This window comes from Anabaenopsis sp. NIES-4685 (assembly GCF_059725405.1).
The window spans coordinates 4,050,987-4,070,539 of record NZ_AP043602.1 but is presented as its reverse complement, the minus strand read 5'-3'; the positions used below and the strand labels follow the sequence as shown (position 1 = coordinate 4,070,539).

Below are 19,553 nucleotides of genomic sequence, written 5' to 3'. Positions count from 1 at the left end.
CACATTATCTACTACCTGCGTCGCACAGGGAAGGAGTGAATATTTTGCTGTCCGGTTTTGCCTTATGTCCTGGATTATTTTATGATACACCAGCCCAAGATGGGATATTATCTCGCATCAGAATACCAGGTGGGATTCTGGATAGTAAACAATGTCATGCGATCGCAGATGTAGCGGAGAATTATGGGGGTGGTTATGTGGATGTGACTAATCGCGCTAACCTCCAAATCCGGGAACTGCGTTCGGGAATAAATACCAGCGTTCTCCAGAATTTACAAAATATAGGTATTGGTGCTGCTAATTTCGCTGTTGACCACATTCGTAATATTATGACCAGTCCTACGGCTGGTATTGATACCCAAGAATTAATTGATACCCGTCCCTTTGTGCAAGAGTGGGATAATTATATCGCCGCACACCCCAACCTATCAGGACTATCGGCAAAATTTAGTGTTGCTTTTGATGGTGGTGGTAAAGTTTCCGTATGCGATCGCCTCAACGATATCATGTTCGCTGCTGTTTTAATTGATGGTAAAGTTTATTTTCGTCTGTGTTTGAGCGTCGGCGATCGGGGAAAACCACCCCTTGATATGGGAATTGTATTATTGCCAGAGCAATGTTTACCAGTTTTAGCAGCTTTGGCTGAGGTTTACCGAAATCATACCCATCCTCACAGTGGACGCAAGCTGCGTTTGCGAGAGTTATTAAATAAATTGGGTTGTGAAAGTTATCTTAAAGAAGTTGAAAAACTCTTAGCTTTTAAACTCACTCTCCATCAGCGCTTTGACAGAACCAATTCTTCATCCCGTCTCGTGACCGAAAAAACATTAAACTTTAAGTATCCACATATCGGCGTTCATCCCCAGGGTCAGCAGGGCTTATTTTATATTGGTGTGGTTTTACCTCTGGGTCGGTTAGAAAGTCAGCAAATGCGGAGTTTAGCTGATTTAGCAACAGAATTTGGTAGTGGGAATCTCAGGTTAACTCCTTGGCAAAATCTGCTGTTGACTGACATTCCTCGGCGATCGCTTCCCAATGTTAAGCATGAAATAGCTACTTTAAATTTAGATTTCTCAGGGAGTAATATCAATAGTGCATTAGTGGTTTGTTCTGGTAATCAAGGTTGTGCAGCTTCAGCTACGGATACGAAAGGTGACGCTTTGATCTTAGCAAATTATCTCAAAACTCATGTTAGCCTCAATTACCCCGTTCATATTCACTTTAGCGGCTGCGAAAAATCTTGCGCCCACCATCGTAATAGTGATATTACTATGCTTGGTGTCAGCCTAGAATCAAAAAATGGTACTTTGGGAGCTTATCAGATTTATGTTGGTACAGGTGAGAGCAACCAAAAATTTGGTCGTCAACTTTATGAATATGTGAGTATGGACGAGATACCTGTATTGTTAGAACAGATGTTACAAGTGTATAAAATGCAATGCCGAAACAGCAATGAATCCTTTGGAGAATTTGTTAATCGATATGAGATTGAGCAATTACAGTTGTTGTTCTCCCCAGTGAGGTAGGTTTATTTCTGCTCCCATTCACTATTCACCATTAACTATTCCCGATTTTCCCATGTCTGACTACATCCGAGATGCTAAAGAAATTTACAGTAAGTCCTTTGAGATCATCAGATCGGAAGCCAAGCTGGATATGCTGCCGCCTGATGTAGCAAAAGTTGCTGTACGCCTGATCCATGCTTGTGGAATGACTGATATTGTTAATGACTTGGGATATTCAGCCGATGCGGTAAAGCGTGGACGCGCAGCACTAGCAGCAGGTGCGCCAATTCTGTGTGATTGTCGAATGGTTGCTGAGGGTATTACCAGACAGAGACTACCAGCAAACAACCAAGTTATTTGTACCCTTTATGATGTGGAAGTTCCAGCTCTGGCTAAACGGTTGGGTAATACCAGATCAGCTGCAGCGGTGGAATTGTGGCGCTTGCACTTAGATGGCGCAGTGGTAGCAATTGGTAATGCACCTACAGCACTATTTCACCTTCTGGAAATGCTCGAAGAAGGATTTTTCAAGCCAGCGATTATTTTAGGTTTTCCCGTGGGATTTGTGGGCGCTGCTGAGTCAAAAGCAGCACTAGCAGTAAATAGGCACAATGTACCATTTTTAACTTTATATGGTAGGCGTGGTGGCAGTGCGATCGCAGCTGCAGCAGTTATGGCCTAGGAACAGAGGAAGAATAATTATGCCAACCAAAGGCCGCCTCTATGGAATCGGTGTAGGGCCAGGTGATCCAGAACTACTGACATTGAAAGCACTGCGACTATTACAGTCCGCTCCCGTGGTGGCTTATCAGTCCGCAGTAGATAAAGACAGTATAGCCCGGGGTATCGTCTCTCAATATCTGTCTGGTCATCAAATCGAAGTCCTGTTTCACCTACCCCGCGCCTTAGAACCAGAAACGGCAAGTGCCATTTACGACCAAGAAGTGGCACCCATTGCCGAACATCTAGCCGCAGGACGTGATGTGGTGGTTTTGTGTGAAGGAGACCCGTTTTTTTACGGTTCTTTTATGTATGTTTTCACACGTCTATCTGAGAATTACCAAACGGAAGTTGTCCCAGGAGTTTCCTCACTCATGGCTTGTCCTGTGGCTTTGGGTGTACCTTTTACCTATTACAACGATATCATGACCGTTCTCCCCGCCCCCATGCCAGCCGAACAATTAATCACCCACCTACTAGCAACCGATGCAGCGGCGATTATGAAACTAGGTCGCCATTTTACCAAAGTGCGAGATGTTTTACATCAATTAGGGTTAGCATCACGGGCATTATACATTGAGCGGGCAACAATGGCACAACAAACAATTATACCCCTGGATGAAGTTGATCCAGATCAAGTCCCCTACTTCTCAATGATTATCATACCGACTAAAAGTCGGCTATAGATTTACCAACCAGTTCTGCTCATGGCGCGAATTTATAAACTCAGTAAAGTACCATCTTCTTCTGAATACATAACCGGTTTAAATAGAATTAGCGATCGCATAAATGATACGCAAATTCGGTTACTTAAGGAGCAGTACTATAGTCCTAATCGCACAGTTACAGCTACACAACTAGCAAATTTAGTTGGTATCAAAGGTTGTGTTGCAGTTGTTAACTATCTATAGTCATCCTATTTGACTTGAGAAATTATCAGTGAGGAAAGGGAACACCGGATCAGGGAACAGGGAACAGAAATTGTTCATGAATCATTTAGGATTGCTATATATTGAAGTTATAATGTGTATAGGCTTGAAAATTTGCTATAATGATTAACTTAATTTGCGGGTCTGAGCTATGATCACTTGTCTAGATGCAGCTCGCTACTTTATTGCGAGGGCTTATGAGGACGGTATAGAAGCCCAAATGACTAACATGAAGGTTCAAAAGCTTCTCTACTATTCACAAAGTTTGTATTTAGCATTATATAATCAGCCATTGTTTGATGAGGAAATTCAAGCATGGCGATATGGTCCAGTATGTCCTGTTGCTTACAGATTTTACAACGAATTTGAGGCGCAACAGTTACCCATACCCAGCCAAGAATCGTTATTACAAATACCTGAACAAGAGAAAAACCTGCTAGAAGAAATTTGGGGATATTTTGGTAGCTACCATGCTTATTACCTCAGTGATATGACGCACTTAGAGTTTCCGTGGAAAAAAGCACGTAAGGGTTTACCTCCAAACGCCAGTTCTACTGAGCCGATTTTGCTAGAGGATTTGAAAGCTTTGGGTTATCAGAAACTTGATTTAATAGAACGAGACCATCCTGCTTATCAACCTGTAATGTGCCAAGTTTTAGAAGACGCTTGTAATTCAGAATCCTCAAATCCCATTAGTAAAGGAGAGGTGCGTGACTGGCTCAACTCCCTTCTTGATTGAAAAATATGATAATTTCCAGCGTTCCTTTAAAAAATTAGCAAAATTTCATGGTTCTACCTTTGTGGAGCTAGTCGCCGAAGCTCTGGAAAATTTAATAGATGACCCATATCCCTATAACTCCCGTCAAGAACCTTTACCTGGCAAAATTAAACTAACAGCAGGATGGACTTTTCATAAATTGGAAATGCGAGTTTCTCAGGGAGCATCTGGACAAATCAGGTTAATGTATTTAGTTAATGAAAGTACTTGTAGCATTAGCCTAGTTTGGATTTATAGTCATGAGCAGTTTGCCAAACGCCCGACTGACAGAGATTTGAAAAGTGTTATTCAAGAAATATTAGACTGTTAGCGCCCAATTATCTGTTTCCATCTGTGGTTTAATATAAAACATCTAATTAAATTAAATAATGATCAAGATTGCACCTGCCATTGTGGTACTTAGTCAAAACAGCGTCCCACTAGCCCGCCAAATCATCAGCATACTACAGGGTGGGACATTATACGGTTTGGCAGGTCGCACATCTAAGGTTGATATTACTTTCACGAATTTTGGTGAAACATTACGGGAATTATTCGCACAGGGAACACCCTTAATTGGGATTTGTGCAGCTGGTATTCTCATTAGAACCATAGCGCCCATGCTTTCTGATAAAAAACAGGAACCCCCAGTATTAGCAGTAGCTGAAGATGGGAGTGCGGTGGTTCCCCTGCTAGGTGGACTCAATGGGGTGAATGATTTAGCGCGACGCATTGCGGAAGTCCTGGATGTGAAACCAGCAATTACCACCACAGGTGATCTTCGTTTCCGCACCGCTTTATTATCTCCCCCACCTGGATATCATTTAGCTAACCCAGATGACGCTAAGAAATTTATCTCAGATTTATTAGCCGGGGCGCAAGTTAAGCTAGAAGGTACAGCGCCTTGGTTGAGTAATAGTCAATTACCCATAGACCCAGATGGTAATTTAACCATCCAGGTTACAGAACGCTTAGTCACCCCCGCACCCGACCGCCTTGTTTATCACCCAGCAACTATAGCCGTTACCATCAGTGATATTGTTGATCTAGGTTTAATACAACAGCTGTTAGCAGATGCAGCCCTAGCCCCGGCATCAGTAGGGGGTATTTTTGCAGATATTACCTTGGCTGCCAATCCAGCCATAGCAGCCATTGCTAACGCCTTTAAAGTACCTATTCGCTTTTTTACCTCAAATCAGTTAGAAAAATTCATCTCACAAGGTTATAGCCCAGCCCAAGCCATAGCTCTTATGGTAACCGGCTCCTCTGGATTATCCTCCCCATATCCTCACCTCAGAATTGCCATTGCTCCAGCCCCTATTGATACCAGCACCATCGGTCAAGCCAGAGGGCGGTTAGCGATTATTGGTACTGGTCCGGGTGGTTCTCAGTGGATGTCTCCAGAGGTGAGAGAAATACTTAAATCTGCCACTGACTTAGTGGGTTATAAAACATATATCAACTTAATTGGCTCTCTGGCTGAGGGTAAACAACTCCATGAGTCAGACAACCGGGAAGAAATCGACCGGGCGACAATGGCGCTGGATTTGGCAGCAACAGGGCGATATGTCGCTGTAGTTTCCTCTGGTGACCCTGGTATCTATGCAATGGCTGCGGCGGTATTTGAGGTGTGCGATAAAAACCCCAAACCAGAATGGGAAAGTATAGATATTCATGTTGCACCGGGTATTTCCGCCATGCAAGCCGCAGCGGCTGCTATTGGCGCACCATTGGGACATGACTTCTGCGCCATTTCACTATCTGATATTTTAAAACCCTGGTCAATTATTGAACAACGAATCGCTGCGGCTGCTCAAGCTGATTTTGTCATAGCCTTTTATAACCCTGTTTCTCAAGATCGCACTTGGCAACTAACAGCAGCCAGAGAAATTTTACAGCAATATAGAACACCAGATACACCAGTAGTATTAGCTAGAAATCTCGGCAGACCAGGGGAAAGTGTCAAAGTTATTCAACTACAAGAGTTAACACCAGATGCAGCGGATATGCGGACTGTGGTTTTAATTGGTTCCAGCCAAACTCGGACAATTCACCGCCGGGATGGGACTATTTCAGTTTATACACCAAGGCGATACAGTGAATAAAAGTTATGGGTATCAGCACCGATAACAATTCTCACTGTTCATCGCTTAAGTCTGTTGGGTATGATTTAGACATGGATCAAGTAACTCTGTCGCCTTTTTATCTACTGACAGAATATCGTTACTTGAGCTTTTCTTGACTTGACAAATATCCTCTAAAAACAGGATACAATTGAAACAATATTTTCTCATTTTTGATTTTCGTAACTAAATACCTTTGTTGCAAAGACTGTAAAGCATTATTAAAATCAATAACAGATAAACTTAAATGCAGTTTTAAATCTTCTCTAGAAACAGGAATACCAAAGTTAATCAAACTCAACACTATGTCTTTTTCTTGTGTTGATAAACGGTTATATATTGCCTGAAATCGAGATTGCATTTGATTAGTGATCAGCAAAGTATCATCAGATAAAAATTCACAAACATCACCATCATAATTATTATGGATTAAGCCAATCACACTTTTTAAATCATTGAAATTACCAGCATATAAATTAATTAATTTAAACCATGATTCCTGATATTGTAAATCTGTATTTCCTAAAATATCAACATCATACAATCCAGATAGTTGTAAACACTTAATCGGAGAAAATTCCTGTTCTAAACATTTCATTTCTGGACATTGTTCTTGACTAATAACAATTACATGACTTTGATGTTTAAATTCAGTAATCATGGTCAAAAAATTCTGATAATCTTGATATTCAGATTTGTATTGTCCAGCAAATTTACCAGGAATAAATATATTTTGAAAATCATCAAGAACAATTAAACATTTATGATTACAAAGAATAGAAAATAATTGTTTTAATTGTTTATCTAAAGTTTCTTCAGGTTGTTGTTGACAAACATTCAAAATATCACTGACCAGTAAATCTAAAGACTGAGGATATTTTAAACTTCTCCAAATAACAACGGGAAAATTATTGAGGTTTAAATCTACGAATCTTTTAACTAAAGTCGTTTTACCAACACCATATAATCCTAATACAGAAATTAACCGAGTATTTTGGTTAAATATCCAATCAGATAGTTTTGATAATTCTTTTTCTCGCCGATAAAAATTGATAATTTCAGGAGCAAAAGTTAAATCATAAGCAGATAATTTATATTTACTATTTATATTACCTGTTTTTTCTGGTTGACTTGGATTATTTAAAAGTTGAGAACTAAAATTAAAACAATGACTATTACCAATACAAATATTTGGATTCTGGGATGATTGAATATATATCCTTTTTATTGTAGAACAAAAATTAGATTTTTTTATATCTTGATTTAAGATATCAGATAAAAGTTGCCATAATTTAGATCCTATATCTGCTATATGATTAGTAGTTAAATTATATTTGCGAGCAATATCATCATAAGATTTTTTATTCCATGTACCTTCAACAACAGCTATTTGTATGTCATCTAGATGTTTTCCCGTCTTCTCAAAAACCATCTGATCAACAAATTTTACAACTTCATCTACAGTCATAAAATGTATACATAGTAAGGGTTTCAGTAATTATAGCAACAACCGAACCTAATTTTACCTATATTTTCCTAACTTATACATAAGAATTTATAGAAAATCTCCCAATCAAATCCTATTCTTTCCAATAGACAGATGGTTATAAATTGTTTTATAGATGGTAATTAAGTGGTTAAATAAACTTAGTATTATTAGTCTTTAGTATTCTTCAAAGAATCCGATTATACTTCTAGCCACTTAGTAGAGTAACTAAAAATTAATCAAAATGTCTGAATTGAGCAATGAACCAAAAACCATCAAAATAGCTAAATTTGGTCAAACAGGTACAGGAAAAACAAGCTTGTCTAATGCTTTATTTGGAGTAAATTGGCGTACAGATTATGCTGTTGCTTGTACTCAAACCATCAGTAAATACCAGGGTAAGATGTTACCAAAAATTAGTCAATGCAAAGATTTTACGTGGCAACTTTGCGACACTCCCGGTATTGGTGAAAGTGAATGTGCAGATGAGCAGCATTTTGAGGACATTTATCAAACCTTCCATCAAGCAGATGTAATTATATGGGTGGTTCAAGCTGATACCCGTGCATTTGCAGAAGATCAAAAAGCAATCCTCAAACTAACCGATAATAAACAAAAGATTCCCAAGGCTCATTATGTCATAGTTTTGAATCAGATTGATCGAGTACATCCTGAAAATTGGGACAGCGAAAAAAATCAACCATCACCGGAACAATTAGCTTTAATCCCAGAGAAAATAGACATTGTTTATCAAAGATTTTCTTCTTATCTACCCATTCAAATAGAACATATAATCCCCTGTTCTGTTGTTAATAATTATGGTTTGGATAACCTTGTTAATACCATCAACAAATTTAATTATCTAGTCAATACAAATAACAACTTGAATTAAAGGAGTTAGAAAAATGGAACTTCCACCAATAATACAAAAAATTGTAGATAAGTTAGGTATACGTAAACTTTTAGCTGGTGAAGAATTTCAACTTTTTGAGAGTTCAGTACAAGAAGAACTAGCCAAACCTCCCAAAGTAGCCATTATCGGTAAAACGGGTGTTGGTAAAAGTACCACCATTAACGCCTTGTTTGGGTTACAAGAAAAAGTCAGTCACACCACACATGGAACAACAGAAGCAAGTAAAAAAATAATTGAATTACCCCAAGGAAGAAAATTAGAAGTTATTGATATGCCAGGACTGGGGGAAGATATAGAACTAGATAAAAAATACACTGAAATTTACCAGCGAACTTTACCAGAAGCAGACGTTGTTCTCTATGTGATTCAGGCAGATTTAAAAGCATTGACAGAAGATCAAAGAATACTCAGAGATATTGTACAAAATGTGATGGGTAATTTAAAAGGTCGTCTAGTAGTGGGATTAAATCAAGTAGATAAACTCGGACCCGGTGAATGGAATACCAAATTAAATCGTCCATCCCTTGAACAGAAAGATAATATCGATCGTCGTTGTCAAGATATCCAGAAACAGCTAAGTTCTGCCCTATCTATTGAAGTTGAACAGGTTGAATATTACTCAGCAGAAAAACGATACAGACTCTATAATCTTCTAACAGCAATTATTAAAGCATCCGGTAATGTCGGCTGGAAATTTACTATCAATCCTGCTGATCCCATTGAACTAGCAGATCCATCTGTACAAGATTCATTCAGACAGAAATTAGAAGGTTAAGCAATTATGGGATTTGTCTCAATTTTTGTTTAACTTCAAGTTCAAGCTAGGTTTATATGTTGAAAATGGTGACTTTTTTGCTTGGTCACATTATGTTCACTTCACTTACACAGGCGGATGTTAACAAATGGCTCCTAATGATTTTACCTCAGAAGAAGATGATTTAACCCCAGAAGAAGATGATTTAACCCCAGAAGAAGAAGAAATAATTCTTGAAGCCTTGGAAGAACTTCCTAAAGCTGAAAAGGCAGCAGTGCTTGCCGTGAAGACGCATTCTTAGAATGGATTAAGGAGAATATACCATGGGTTTTGCGAAAAATTATTGAAGCCGGTATTAATGAAATAATACACCGTTTGTTCTCGTTGATGTTCGGTTGCTGAAGGGGTGACAACTTAGGCTCAAACCCTGATCGAATAAGGATTATGAAAGAGTTAGCCTTGAAAAGATTAAAACAAATTGGAAACCTATTCCAACATAAAAATCAGACTTGTGGGGTTTAGTTATTGAGAATAGAATCAATAAAGCTAGAAAATGATGTTTACTTTTTCAAGGCGCAAACCTTCAAAACCCTTGCTGCATATTTAATTCAAAGGTTTTTGTCACCCCGTCAGGTTGGGTTTATAATCCTTCGCCCAAAATTTACCATATTTTGGGCTATTTTTATCACCTCTTTCTTAAAATTCAACACTTCTGAATAAATGGGTAACTGATTGTCAATCAATAGTCACCCATTTTAATAATATAAAATTTTTAATAATATAAAATCGCCAAAACAAAAACCCCCTCTCAATAAACCAAGAGTGGAGGCTTTTGTATCGAATATTAAACCTGGCATCGAGCTATTTTTGCGGAGGGCTACCCCTCAACTATCGTGGCCGCTGCAGCGTTTCACCTCTGAGTTCGGGAAGGGATCAGTGTGGTTCCACCGCGCCATAGACACCAGGAAAAAATAGTGGGTCAGATACCCTGAAGACTGCAAGTAACGCGAAAACCAGAGTGATGAGGTCAAGCCCTCGGTCTGTTAGTACTCCTTTGCTACATACATTACTGTACTTCCACATAGAGCCTATAAACGGGTGTTCTGCCCGTGACCTTACCTACTTAAGTAGTGAGAGCACTCATCTTGAGGTGGGCTTCCCACTTAGATGCTTTCAGCGGTTATCCGCTCCGCACTTAGCTACCCAGCGTCTACTCCTGGTGGAATAACTGGTACACCAGCGGTGCGTCCTTCCCGGTCCTCTCGTACTAAGGAAGGCTCCTCTCAATGCTCTTACGCCTGCACCGGATATCGACCGAACTGTCTCACGACGTTCTGAACCCAGCTCACGTACCGCTTTAATGGGCGAACAGCCCAACCCTTGGGACGTACTTCCGCCCCAGGTTGCGATGAGCCGACATCGAGGTGCCAAACCTCCCCGTCGATGTGGACTCTTGGGGGAGATCAGCCTGTTATCCCTAGAGTAACTTTTATCCGTTGAGCGACGGCCATTCCATGCTGTGCCGTCGGATCACTAAGGCCGACTTTCGTCCCTGCTTGAGTTGTAACTCTTGCAGTCAAGCTCTCTTTATGCCTTTACACTCGCCGCACGGTTTCCAAGCGTGCTGAGAGAACCTTTGCGCGCCTCCGTTACCTTTTAGGAGGCGACCGCCCCAGTCAAACTGCCCACCTGAAACTGTTCCTACACCCGCTGAGGGTGTGAGGTTAGAATTCTAGCTTCGCCAGAGTGGTATCTCACCGTTAGCTCCATATCCCCCACAAGGGATACTTCTTCGCTTCCCACCTATCCTGCGCAAGCCAAGCCCGAACACAATTCCAGGCTACAGTAAAGCTTCATAGGGTCTTTCTGTCCAGGTGCAGGCAGTCCGTATCTTCACAGACATTCCTATTTCGCCGAGTCTCTCTCTGAGACACCATCCAGATCGTTACGCCTTTCGTGCGGGTCGGAACTTACCCGACAAGGAATTTCGCTACCTTAGGACCGTTATAGTTACGGCCGCCGTTCACCGGGGCTTCGGTCGTCAGCTTCAGGGCGAACCCCTGACCAACTTCCTTAACCTTCCGGCACTGGGCAGGCGTCAGCCCCCATACGTCCTCTTTCGAGTTAGCGGAGACCTGTGTTTTTGGTAAACAGTCGCCTGGATCTCTTCACTGCGACCCACTTTCGTGGGCACCCCTTCTTCCGAAGTTACGGGGCCATTTTGCCGAGTTCCTTAGAGAGAGTTATCTCGCGCCCCTTGGTATTCTCAACCTCCCTACCTGTGTCGGTTTCGGGTACGGGTATGATGCTTTCATCACATGACTAGCTTTTCTTGACACTATCCTTCACCATGCGGAGTTCGTAAACCCCTCCCAAACCAATTAGGGTATGGTTATCTTTCATGCGTCCCTCGCCATGCTCCCACATCTTAGTCAGGGATTATTCACCCTGTGTCCATCGACTACGCCTTTCGACCTCGCCTTAGGTCCCGACTAACCCTCCGTGGACGAACCTGCCGGAGGAACCCTTAGGGTTTCGGGGCATTGGATTCTCACCAATGTTTTCGCTACTCAAGCCGACATTCTCACTTCCGTCTCGTCCACAGCTGCTTACCGCTACTGCTTCTTCCTACTACGGAACGCTCCCCTACCGATTAATTTCTTAATCCCACAGCTTCGGTACATCACTTAGCCCCGTTCATTTTCGGCGCAAGATCGCTTGACTAGTGAGCTATTACGCACTCTTTCAAGGGTGGCTGCTTCTAGGCAAACCTCCTAGTTGTCTATGCAATCTCACCTCCTTTCTCACTTAGTGATGATTTGGGGGACCTTAGCTGGTGGTCTGGGCTGTTTCCCTCTTGACAATGAAGCTTATCCCCCACTGTCTCACTGGCAATGTGTGCCCTGGGTATTCTGAGTTTGTCTCGATTTGGTACCGGTCTCCCAGCCCGCACCGAAACAGTGCTTTACCCCCCAGGTATATTCATTACCGCTGCGCCTAAACACATTTCGGGGAGAACCAGCTAGCTCCTGGTTCGATTGGCATTTCACCCCTAACCACAACTCATCCGCTGATTTTTCAACATCAGTCGGTTCGGACCTCCACTTGGTGTTACCCAAGCTTCATCCTGGCCATGGTTAGATCACCAGGGTTCGGGTCTATAAACACTGATTTTTCGCCCTCTTCAGACTCGGTTTCCCTTGGGCTCCAGCATTCTCGCCTTAACCTACCAGTGCCTATAAGTCGCCGGCTCATTCTTCAACAGGCACGCGGTCATCCGTTTAATCGGACTCCCACTGCTTGTAGGCTAACGGTTTCATGTTCTATTTCACTCCCCTTCCGGGGTTCTTTTCACCTTTCCCTCGCGGTACTGGTTCACTATCGGTCACACAGTAGTATTTAGCCTTACGAGATGGTCCTCGCTGATTCACATGGGATTCCTCGTGCCCCATGCTACTCGGGATTCAGCTACTATCCTTTAGTTTTCGACTACAGGACTTTCACCTTCTTTGGTGCAGTATTTAGCTGCTTCGTCTAACCTCTAGATTCGATATCGCTGTCCCACTACCCCAAAGGATTAATCCTTTGGTTTAGGCTTTTCCCCTTTCGCTCACCACTACTGAGGGAATCTCTTTTGATTTCTTTTCCTCCAGCTACTAAGATGTTTCAGTTCGCTGGGTTAGCTCTTTCCTGCCTATATATTCAGCAGGTAGTCTTTAGGGTTGCCCCATTCGGAAATCTCCGGCTCTTAGTTTGCTTCCAACTCCCCGGAGCATATCGTCGGTAACCACGTCCTTCTTCGCCTCTGTGTGCCTAGGTATCCACCGTTAGCCCTTATTAGCTTGACCACTTTACATTGGTTTTTTCCACCGCAAACACTTTCATTTGATTGTCTGTGTCTGCCTGCTTTTTTCGCGTTACTATGCAGTTTTCAAGGTTCTGGCTGAGTTTTACCCAGCAGTCTGGCTTTACGCCATGTTGCTGATTTTTTCTCTGTTATTAAACTGAACCAAAAATACTTTGAAAGTTTTTACCAACCTCGACCGACCTAGGAATGACCATCTCAGCATCTATTTACTTGATGTTTTCGATATCTGAGTGGATTAGGTCTCCCTAAAAGGAGGTGATCCAGCCACACCTTCCGGTACGGCTACCTTGTTACGACTTCACCCCAGTCACCAGTCCTACCTTCGGACATCCCCCTCTCCTAAAAGTTGGGGTAACGACTTCGGGCGTGACCAGCTTCCATGGTGTGACGGGCGGTGTGTACAAGGCCCGGGAACGAATTCACTGCAGTATGCTGACCTGCAATTACTAGCGATTCCTACTTCACGCAGGCGAGTTGCAGCCTGCGATCTGAACTGAGCTACGGTTTACGAGATTTGCTTCACATCGCTGTGTCGCCGCCCTTTGTCCGTAGCATTGTAGTACGTGTGTAGCCCAAGACGTAAGGGGCATGCTGACTTGACGTCATCCCCACCTTCCTCCGGTTTGTCACCGGCAGTCTCTCTAGAGTGCCCATCTTCATGCTGGCAACTAAAAACGAGGGTTGCGCTCGTTGCGGGACTTAACCCAACATCTCACGACACGAGCTGACGACAGCCATGCACCACCTGTGTTCGCGCTCCCGAAGGCACTCCCACCTTTCGGCAGGATTCGCGACATGTCAAGTCTTGGTAAGGTTCTTCGCGTTGCATCGAATTAAACCACATACTCCACCGCTTGTGCGGGCCCCCGTCAATTCCTTTGAGTTTCACACTTGCGTGCGTACTCCCCAGGCGGGATACTTAACGCGTTAGCTCCGGCACGGCTCGGGTCGATACAAGCCACGCCTAGTATCCATCGTTTACGGCTAGGACTACTGGGGTATCTAATCCCATTCGCTCCCCTAGCTTTCGTCCCTCAGTGTCAGTTATGGTCTAGTAGAGCGCTTTCGCCACTGGTGTTCTTCCTGATATCTACGCATTTCACCGCTACACCAGGAATTCCCTCTACCCCGACCGCACTCTAGCTGTGTAGTTTCCACCGCTCTGATGAGGTTAAGCCTCATTCTTTAACAGCAGACTTACATGGCCACCTGCGGACCCTTTACGCCCAATCATTCCGGATAACGCTTGCATCCTCCGTATTACCGCGGCTGCTGGCACGGAGTTAGCCGATGCTTATTCCTCAGGTACCGTCATTTTTTTCTTCCCTGAGAAAAGAGGTTTACAACCCAAGAGCCTTCCTCCCTCACGCGGTATTGCTCCGTCAGGCTTTCGCCCATTGCGGAAAATTCCCCACTGCTGCCTCCCGTAGGAGTCTGGGCCGTGTCTCAGTCCCAGTGTGGCTGATCATCCTCTCAGACCAGCTACTGATCGTCGCCTAGGTGCGCCTTTACCACACCTACTAGCTAATCAGACGCGAGCTCATCTTCAGGCAGCTAGCCTTTCACCTCTCGGCATATCCGGTATTAGCCACCGTTTCCAGTGGTTGTCCCCGACCTGAAGCTAGATTCTCACGCGTTACTCACCCGTCCGCCACTATCTCCGAAAAGACCGTTCGACTTGCATGTGTTAAGCATACCGCCAGCGTTCATCCTGAGCCAGGATCAAACTCTCCGTTTTGTTTTCCTTAGAGTTTGGTCTCCGAATAACTTCTTATTACGGATTCCTGTTATAATTTTTGATTAACCTTGGGTTTCTCTACCCAAACTAAATCTTCTTGACGAGGATTGGTTATTCTTTTACTTTCAAAGTATTTTGTTTTCTCGGTTCAGGTGTCTTCGGCTCTCGCCTTGGCACTTATTTAATATATCTATTCTATCTGGTTTCGTCAAGGGGTTTGACAAACTTTTTTTTTAGCTCACATCCTCCGGCTTCTTTCCCTTGCTCCGAGGGCTTTTTGCCCCTTCTGTGTGAATCTCAAATCTCAACACCTGGTTTTTTCTTGGCTCTTCCCCTGGGGCTTTACCTGAGTTATTCCTATTTTCAGTCCTCAATGCCAGATATTCTATATATCTATATATATATGACTGACAATCAAAATCAGGTTTAAATCCATGAATAACTATGACTGGATTGTGGTCGGGGGGGGAATTACGGGGGCGGCGATCGCCTACGAACTGCGTAAAATAGGCTGGAGCGTGCTTTTGTTAGAGCAACACCAAACAGCCCAGAATGCCACTCGCTATAGTTATGGTGGGTTGGCTTATTGGTCTGGGACTACACCCCTAACGCGCCAACTATGTCAAGAATCTATCGCCGTCTACCAGAATTTGAACCAGGAATTAGAAGCTCAAACCGAGTTGCGGGAAATAGATTTATTACTAACCATCGCCGCCGATCAAGACCCAAAAGCAACCGCTGCATCCTATAGTCATGTTGGTATTCCCCCTCAGTTACTCGATATCAAACAGGCTTGCGAGTTGGAACCAGTACTTAACCCACACTCCATCGCTGGTGCTCTAACTGTGAAACATGGTCACATTAACCCCCACAAAACAACCCAAGCTTATATCCAAGCCTTCCTCCGTGCTGGGGGTGAAATGGAAATTGCCCAGGTGATTGATTTCCAGACCGTCTCATCTGCTGACACCGGAATTAAGTTGACAGGTGTCCGCACAACTATTGAAACTTACCACTGTGACAACGTGGTAATTTGTGCCGGGGGCTTCAGCAGACAACTGCTAAAATTAGCAGGTATCCCCATCAAGCTGTATTTTACCCATGCAGAAGTAATTCAAACACCACCTGTTGACTTGAAATTAAACACCTTAGTAATGCCCGCAAATTTACAAAGGTTTGACTTAGAAGCGGAATCTAGTAAAATAGAAGCGTTGTGGCAGGACACAACCAAAGAACCAGTGCCGCCAATTTTAGATGTAGGTGCAATTCAATTTCAAGATGGTAGTTTGCGCCTGGGTCAAATTAGCCGATCCCTCACAGACCCTTTTGCCCAAATAAATGCACAGGAAAGCGAAAACTGGCTAAGAACCAGTATTCAGCAAGTACTACCTCCATTAGCCAACTTACCAGGAACTTGGCATCATTGCTTAGTGGCTTTTAGTGGCGATCGCCTACCCTTAGTTGGTGCTATTCCAGGATTTGAGGGTATTCATGTTTTTTCTGGTTTTAGTAACCCATTGGTAATTATACCGCCTTTAGCGCGGCGCTTTGCCTATTTTGTCGCTGGTAAAAAAGATCAAATTATTACTCAGTTGTCCCCTGGGCGTTAGGAATGCTGGTTTTTTGGCTATTCTACAAACGACAGAACCGAACCCGTAATCCATCTTGGGGACGATTGGTAGGAATTCTCACCACATCCAAACTTTGATTAGGTAATATTTCCCAATCATAGCTACGCAGAAGATGAGAAGCAACTATTTTCATTTCCATTTTGGCAAAGGCGATGCCAATACAAACCCGTGGACCACCACCGAAACCAATTAAACTATAAGGATATTGTTTGTGTTCTTGGCGTTGGGGACTAAAGCTGTCCGGGTCAAACCGTTCTGGGTTAGGGTAAATTGCTTCGAGGTGATGAGTTGCAAATATAGAATATAAAGCTTGCCAACCTGCAGGAACATGAAATCCATTAAACTCATAATCCTTGACAACACGACGAAAGCCACCACCAACTGGCGGATGAACTCTTTCAACCTCCGATAAAATCTGATCTAAATATGGCATTTTCCCAAGGTTTTCTAAATTCAAAGCACCTTTACTTAAAAGTTGGAATTGTTCTTCTCTGGCGCGTTGTAATATTTCTGGATGACGAGCTAATTCTACACATAACCAAGTTAGCATTGAGGTGGTAGTTTCATGTCCGGCAAACAGTAGCAGTACTGCTTGGGCAATAAGTTCTGTTTCACTTAAACTATTACCATCCTCATCTTTTGAGTGAACTAACAAACTAATAGCGTCTTTGCCAGGATGTTGCTGACGTGCTTTAACAACTTGCGCCAAATGCTCTAGAATTTGATCGCGGGCTGCTACAGCTTTTCCCAATTTAGTAAATGGTAAAATGAGTGGATTAATGGCAAATAAACCATTGGTTAGTTGTGTAAATAAATGACTGAATCGACTATTTTGGGAAACAGAATCAGTACCTAATAATAGCTGGCTAGCAATATCAAAGGTGAGGTTTTTAAATTCTGTAAACCAGGTAAATTCGCCTTGATTTTCCCATTTTTTCAAATAATTATATGTTATACTCTCCATAGTACTCAGATAATTAGTGAGGGCTACACCATGTAGCGCTGGCATCATGAGGCGACGATTTCTTTGGTGTTCTTCTCCATCTTGGAGAAAAAGTGATTCACCTAACAAGGTCTTGAAATTATCAGGCCAGCCTTCACGCCAGGAAAAATATTCCCTGTGACTCGATAAGAGAAACTCAATTGCTTCTGGCCCTACCATCACCACAGTCGGTTTACCCAAAAGATGAGTTTTAAATATAGACCCATGTTTGCGGTAGCGCTGGGTGACAAAATTGGCGGGGTCAAGAATGAAGGAAAATGTCTCGCCTATGACCGGTAAACCAAAACTTCCGGGAGGATTTACAGTGTCTTTCATTATGTAGTTTAGTCAACAAATATGGGCAGAATGCACAGAACAGTTATTAGATGAGAAAACAATTCTGATTGTTTTCTCATCTGACTGTAACTAATTACTAATCATGAAACAAATCTAAATCAGTGACTGCGCCTACACTGCTAGAAGATACCAACTTGGCATATTTAGCCAGTACACCTTTAGTATAACGGGGGGGTAAGGGTTGCCAGTTAGCACGTCGCCGGGCTAGTTCTTCATCTGGTACGTTTAACTGCAATAGGCGTTGGGAAGCATCAATAGTGATACTATCACCTTCTGCCACAAGAGCGATCGCACCACCAACCGCAGCCTCTGGCGCTACATGGCCAACTACCATCCCGTAAGTACCACCAGAAAAACGCCCATCAGTAATTAAACCCACAGAATCACCCAATCCAGCACCAATAATCGCGGAAGTGGGAGCCAACATTTCTCGCATACCAGGGCCACCCTTGGACCTTCGTAACGAATCACCAGAACATCACCCGCCTGAATCTTTCCGGCGAGGATGGCATCTAAACAGGATTCCTCTGACTCAAATACCCGTGCTGGACCAGTAATGATGGGCTTTTTAACCCCGGTAATTTTAGCTACAGACCCTTCTGTGGCCAGATTACCTTTGAGGATGGCTAAATGTCCTTGAGCATACATAGGATTATCCCAAGGACGGATCACATCCTGGTCACTGCGTGGTTCTGCTGGAATATCTGCCAATAATTCGGCGACGGTTTTACCTGTGATAGTTAAGCAGTCACCGTGGAGTAAGTCATGCACTAGTAACATTTTCATGACTTGAGGAATTCCACCAGCTTTGTGTAGGTCTGTGGCCACATATCTACCACTAGGTTTTAAATCACAGATAACAGGGACACGTCCACGGATAGTTTCAAAGTCATCTAGAGTTAGTTCTACACCAACCGCGCGGGCGATCGCTAAAAAGTGCAAAACCGCATTTGTGGAACCACCCACCGCCATAATTACTGAAATGGCGTTTTCTATAGATTTACGGGTGATAATTTGCCGGGGTAATATTTGCTTACGTATAGCCTCCACGAGAGCAAAAGCTGATCTTTCGGTACTGTCAGCTTTTTCGGCGTCTTCGGCTGCCATTGTGGAAGAATAAGGTAAGCTCATACCCATAGCTTCAAAGGCCGAGGACATAGTATTAGCTGTAAACATCCCACCGCAGGAACCAGCACCGGGACAGGCCTGACGTTCTACTGCTAACAGTTCATCATCATCAATTTTACCGGCGCTGTATTCCCCTACTGCTTCAAAGGAACTGACAACGGTTAAATCTTTACCATTGTAGTGACCAGGTTTAATTGTGCCACCGTAAACAAAAATAGCAGGAATATTCATGCGGGCCATGGCTAGCATAGCCCCAGGCATATTTTTATCACAACCACCAATAGCTAAGACACCATCCATACTTTGACCAGTACAGGCGGTTTCAATGGAGTCAGCGATAACTTCCCGGGATACCAGAGAATATTTCATCCCCTCAGTTCCCATAGAGATCCCATCGCTAATTGTAATTGTACCGAAGATTTGGGGCATAGCGCCGGCGTTTTTTACGCCAATTTCTGCCCTTTGCGCCAGTTTATTAATTCCCATATTACAGGGAGTGATGGTACTGTAGCCATTAGCGATCCCCACAATGGCTTTATTAAAATCTTCATCTTGAAAACCAACCGCACGTAGCATAGCGCGATTAGGCGATCGCTGCACTCCTTGGGTGACAACTTGGCTTCTTAAATTATCTGACATATTTTTCCTTCCGTGCCATTATC

At 43.1% G+C, this 19,553-nt stretch carries 13 protein-coding genes, 3 rRNA genes and 1 pseudogene; 11 read left to right on the top strand and 6 right to left on the bottom strand.

Going from position 1 to position 19,553, the window contains the following annotated elements:
* Positions 1–35: 35 nt before the first annotated feature.
* The 7 genes from cobG to cobJ all read left to right on the top strand — a co-directional run bounded on the left by cobG (position 36) and on the right by cobJ (position 6,016).
* Positions 36–1,526, top strand: coding sequence for a precorrin-3B synthase (cobG, locus tag AC6IZ0_RS17570; RefSeq protein WP_497724126.1), 1,491 nt, complete (start codon positions 36–38; stop codon positions 1,524–1,526).
* A 52-nt stretch (positions 1,527–1,578) separates the two neighbouring features.
* On the top strand, positions 1,579–2,187 hold the full coding sequence (locus AC6IZ0_RS17565; protein ID WP_497724123.1) for a precorrin-8X methylmutase: 609 nt from the start codon (positions 1,579–1,581) through the stop codon (positions 2,185–2,187).
* A gap of 19 nt (positions 2,188–2,206) precedes the next feature.
* The gene (locus AC6IZ0_RS17560; protein WP_497724120.1) at positions 2,207–2,911 is read left to right on the top strand and encodes a precorrin-2 C(20)-methyltransferase; all 705 of its coding nucleotides are present in this window, start codon (positions 2,207–2,209) and stop codon (positions 2,909–2,911) included.
* 21 nt (positions 2,912–2,932) lie between these two features.
* On the top strand, positions 2,933–3,136 hold the full coding sequence (locus AC6IZ0_RS17555) for a hypothetical protein (protein WP_497724117.1): 204 nt from the start codon (positions 2,933–2,935) through the stop codon (positions 3,134–3,136).
* A gap of 169 nt (positions 3,137–3,305) precedes the next feature.
* Complete coding sequence (locus AC6IZ0_RS17550) at positions 3,306–3,893, top strand: Panacea domain-containing protein (RefSeq protein ID WP_280791673.1); 588 nt, start codon at positions 3,306–3,308, stop codon at positions 3,891–3,893.
* Complete coding sequence (locus AC6IZ0_RS17545) at positions 3,886–4,242, top strand: hypothetical protein (RefSeq protein WP_497724114.1); 357 nt, start codon at positions 3,886–3,888, stop codon at positions 4,240–4,242. The genes AC6IZ0_RS17550 and AC6IZ0_RS17545 overlap by 8 nt, the downstream gene beginning before the upstream one ends.
* Before the next feature lie 58 nt (positions 4,243–4,300).
* Positions 4,301–6,016 (top strand): precorrin-3B C(17)-methyltransferase, encoded by a 1,716-nt coding sequence (cobJ, locus tag AC6IZ0_RS17540; RefSeq protein WP_497724111.1) that lies wholly within the window; start codon positions 4,301–4,303, stop codon positions 6,014–6,016.
* 118 nt (positions 6,017–6,134) lie between these two features.
* Here the strand turns inward: cobJ and AC6IZ0_RS17535 are convergent, their stop codons facing one another.
* Positions 6,135–7,502: a helix-turn-helix domain-containing protein gene (locus AC6IZ0_RS17535; RefSeq protein WP_497724109.1), complete on the bottom strand. Its 1,368-nt coding sequence runs from the start codon at positions 7,500–7,502 to the stop codon at positions 6,135–6,137.
* Between the two features lie 262 nt (positions 7,503–7,764).
* Here AC6IZ0_RS17535 and AC6IZ0_RS17530 point away from each other — a divergent pair, with 262 nt between their 5' ends.
* The 3 genes from AC6IZ0_RS17530 (at position 7,765) to AC6IZ0_RS17520 (ending at position 9,488) form a co-directional block, all read left to right on the top strand.
* A complete protein-coding gene (locus AC6IZ0_RS17530; protein WP_497724106.1) occupies positions 7,765–8,412 on the top strand; it encodes a GTPase family protein in 648 nt (215 codons plus the stop codon).
* A gap of 13 nt (positions 8,413–8,425) precedes the next feature.
* Positions 8,426–9,208, top strand: coding sequence for a GTPase family protein (locus AC6IZ0_RS17525; RefSeq protein ID WP_497724103.1), 783 nt, complete (start codon positions 8,426–8,428; stop codon positions 9,206–9,208).
* 127 nt (positions 9,209–9,335) lie between these two features.
* The gene (locus AC6IZ0_RS17520; RefSeq protein WP_497724100.1) at positions 9,336–9,488 is read left to right on the top strand and encodes a hypothetical protein; all 153 of its coding nucleotides are present in this window, start codon (positions 9,336–9,338) and stop codon (positions 9,486–9,488) included.
* Positions 9,489–10,035: 547 nt separating this feature from the next.
* On the opposite strand, the gene rrf is transcribed toward AC6IZ0_RS17520, so the two are convergent.
* The 3 genes from rrf to AC6IZ0_RS17505 form a co-directional block, all read right to left on the bottom strand.
* A 5S ribosomal RNA gene (gene rrf, locus AC6IZ0_RS17515) occupies positions 10,036–10,153 on the bottom strand.
* A 57-nt stretch (positions 10,154–10,210) separates the two neighbouring features.
* Positions 10,211–13,035, bottom strand: a 23S ribosomal RNA gene (locus AC6IZ0_RS17510).
* 268 nt (positions 13,036–13,303) lie between these two features.
* A 16S ribosomal RNA gene (locus tag AC6IZ0_RS17505) occupies positions 13,304–14,793 on the bottom strand.
* The 16S, 23S and 5S rRNA genes sit together here, the layout of an rRNA operon.
* 434 nt (positions 14,794–15,227) lie before the next feature.
* On the opposite strand from AC6IZ0_RS17505, the gene AC6IZ0_RS17500 reads away from it, so the two are divergent.
* Complete coding sequence (locus tag AC6IZ0_RS17500; RefSeq protein ID WP_497724098.1) at positions 15,228–16,403, top strand: NAD(P)/FAD-dependent oxidoreductase; 1,176 nt, start codon at positions 15,228–15,230, stop codon at positions 16,401–16,403.
* Positions 16,404–16,425: 22 nt separating this feature from the next.
* Here AC6IZ0_RS17500 and AC6IZ0_RS17495 read toward each other — a convergent pair whose 3' ends face one another.
* Together AC6IZ0_RS17495 and ilvD are read right to left on the bottom strand one after the other, a co-directional pair.
* A complete protein-coding gene (locus AC6IZ0_RS17495) occupies positions 16,426–17,742 on the bottom strand; it encodes a cytochrome P450 (protein WP_497724096.1) in 1,317 nt (438 codons plus the stop codon).
* Positions 17,743–17,839: 97 nt separating this feature from the next.
* A pseudogene (gene ilvD, locus AC6IZ0_RS17490) lies at positions 17,840–19,530 on the bottom strand (dihydroxy-acid dehydratase).
* Between the last annotated feature and the right edge of the window lie 23 nt (positions 19,531–19,553).

Coding starts and splice junctions, on each gene's coding strand:
- AC6IZ0_RS17565 (WP_497724123.1), top strand. CDS start 1,579: ATGTCTGACTACATCCGAGATGCTAAAGAAATTTACAGTAAGTCCTTT.
- AC6IZ0_RS17560 (WP_497724120.1), top strand. CDS start 2,207: ATGCCAACCAAAGGCCGCCTCTATGGAATCGGTGTAGGGCCAGGTGAT.
- AC6IZ0_RS17555 (WP_497724117.1), top strand. CDS start 2,933: ATGGCGCGAATTTATAAACTCAGTAAAGTACCATCTTCTTCTGAATAC.
- AC6IZ0_RS17550 (WP_280791673.1), top strand. CDS start 3,306: ATGATCACTTGTCTAGATGCAGCTCGCTACTTTATTGCGAGGGCTTAT.
- cobJ (WP_497724111.1), top strand. CDS start 4,301: ATGATCAAGATTGCACCTGCCATTGTGGTACTTAGTCAAAACAGCGTC.
- AC6IZ0_RS17535 (WP_497724109.1), bottom strand. CDS start 7,502: ATGACTGTAGATGAAGTTGTAAAATTTGTTGATCAGATGGTTTTTGAG.
- AC6IZ0_RS17530 (WP_497724106.1), top strand. CDS start 7,765: ATGTCTGAATTGAGCAATGAACCAAAAACCATCAAAATAGCTAAATTT.
- AC6IZ0_RS17525 (WP_497724103.1), top strand. CDS start 8,426: ATGGAACTTCCACCAATAATACAAAAAATTGTAGATAAGTTAGGTATA.
- AC6IZ0_RS17520 (WP_497724100.1), top strand. CDS start 9,336: ATGGCTCCTAATGATTTTACCTCAGAAGAAGATGATTTAACCCCAGAA.
- AC6IZ0_RS17500 (WP_497724098.1), top strand. CDS start 15,228: ATGAATAACTATGACTGGATTGTGGTCGGGGGGGGAATTACGGGGGCG.
- AC6IZ0_RS17495 (WP_497724096.1), bottom strand. CDS start 17,742: ATGAAAGACACTGTAAATCCTCCCGGAAGTTTTGGTTTACCGGTCATA.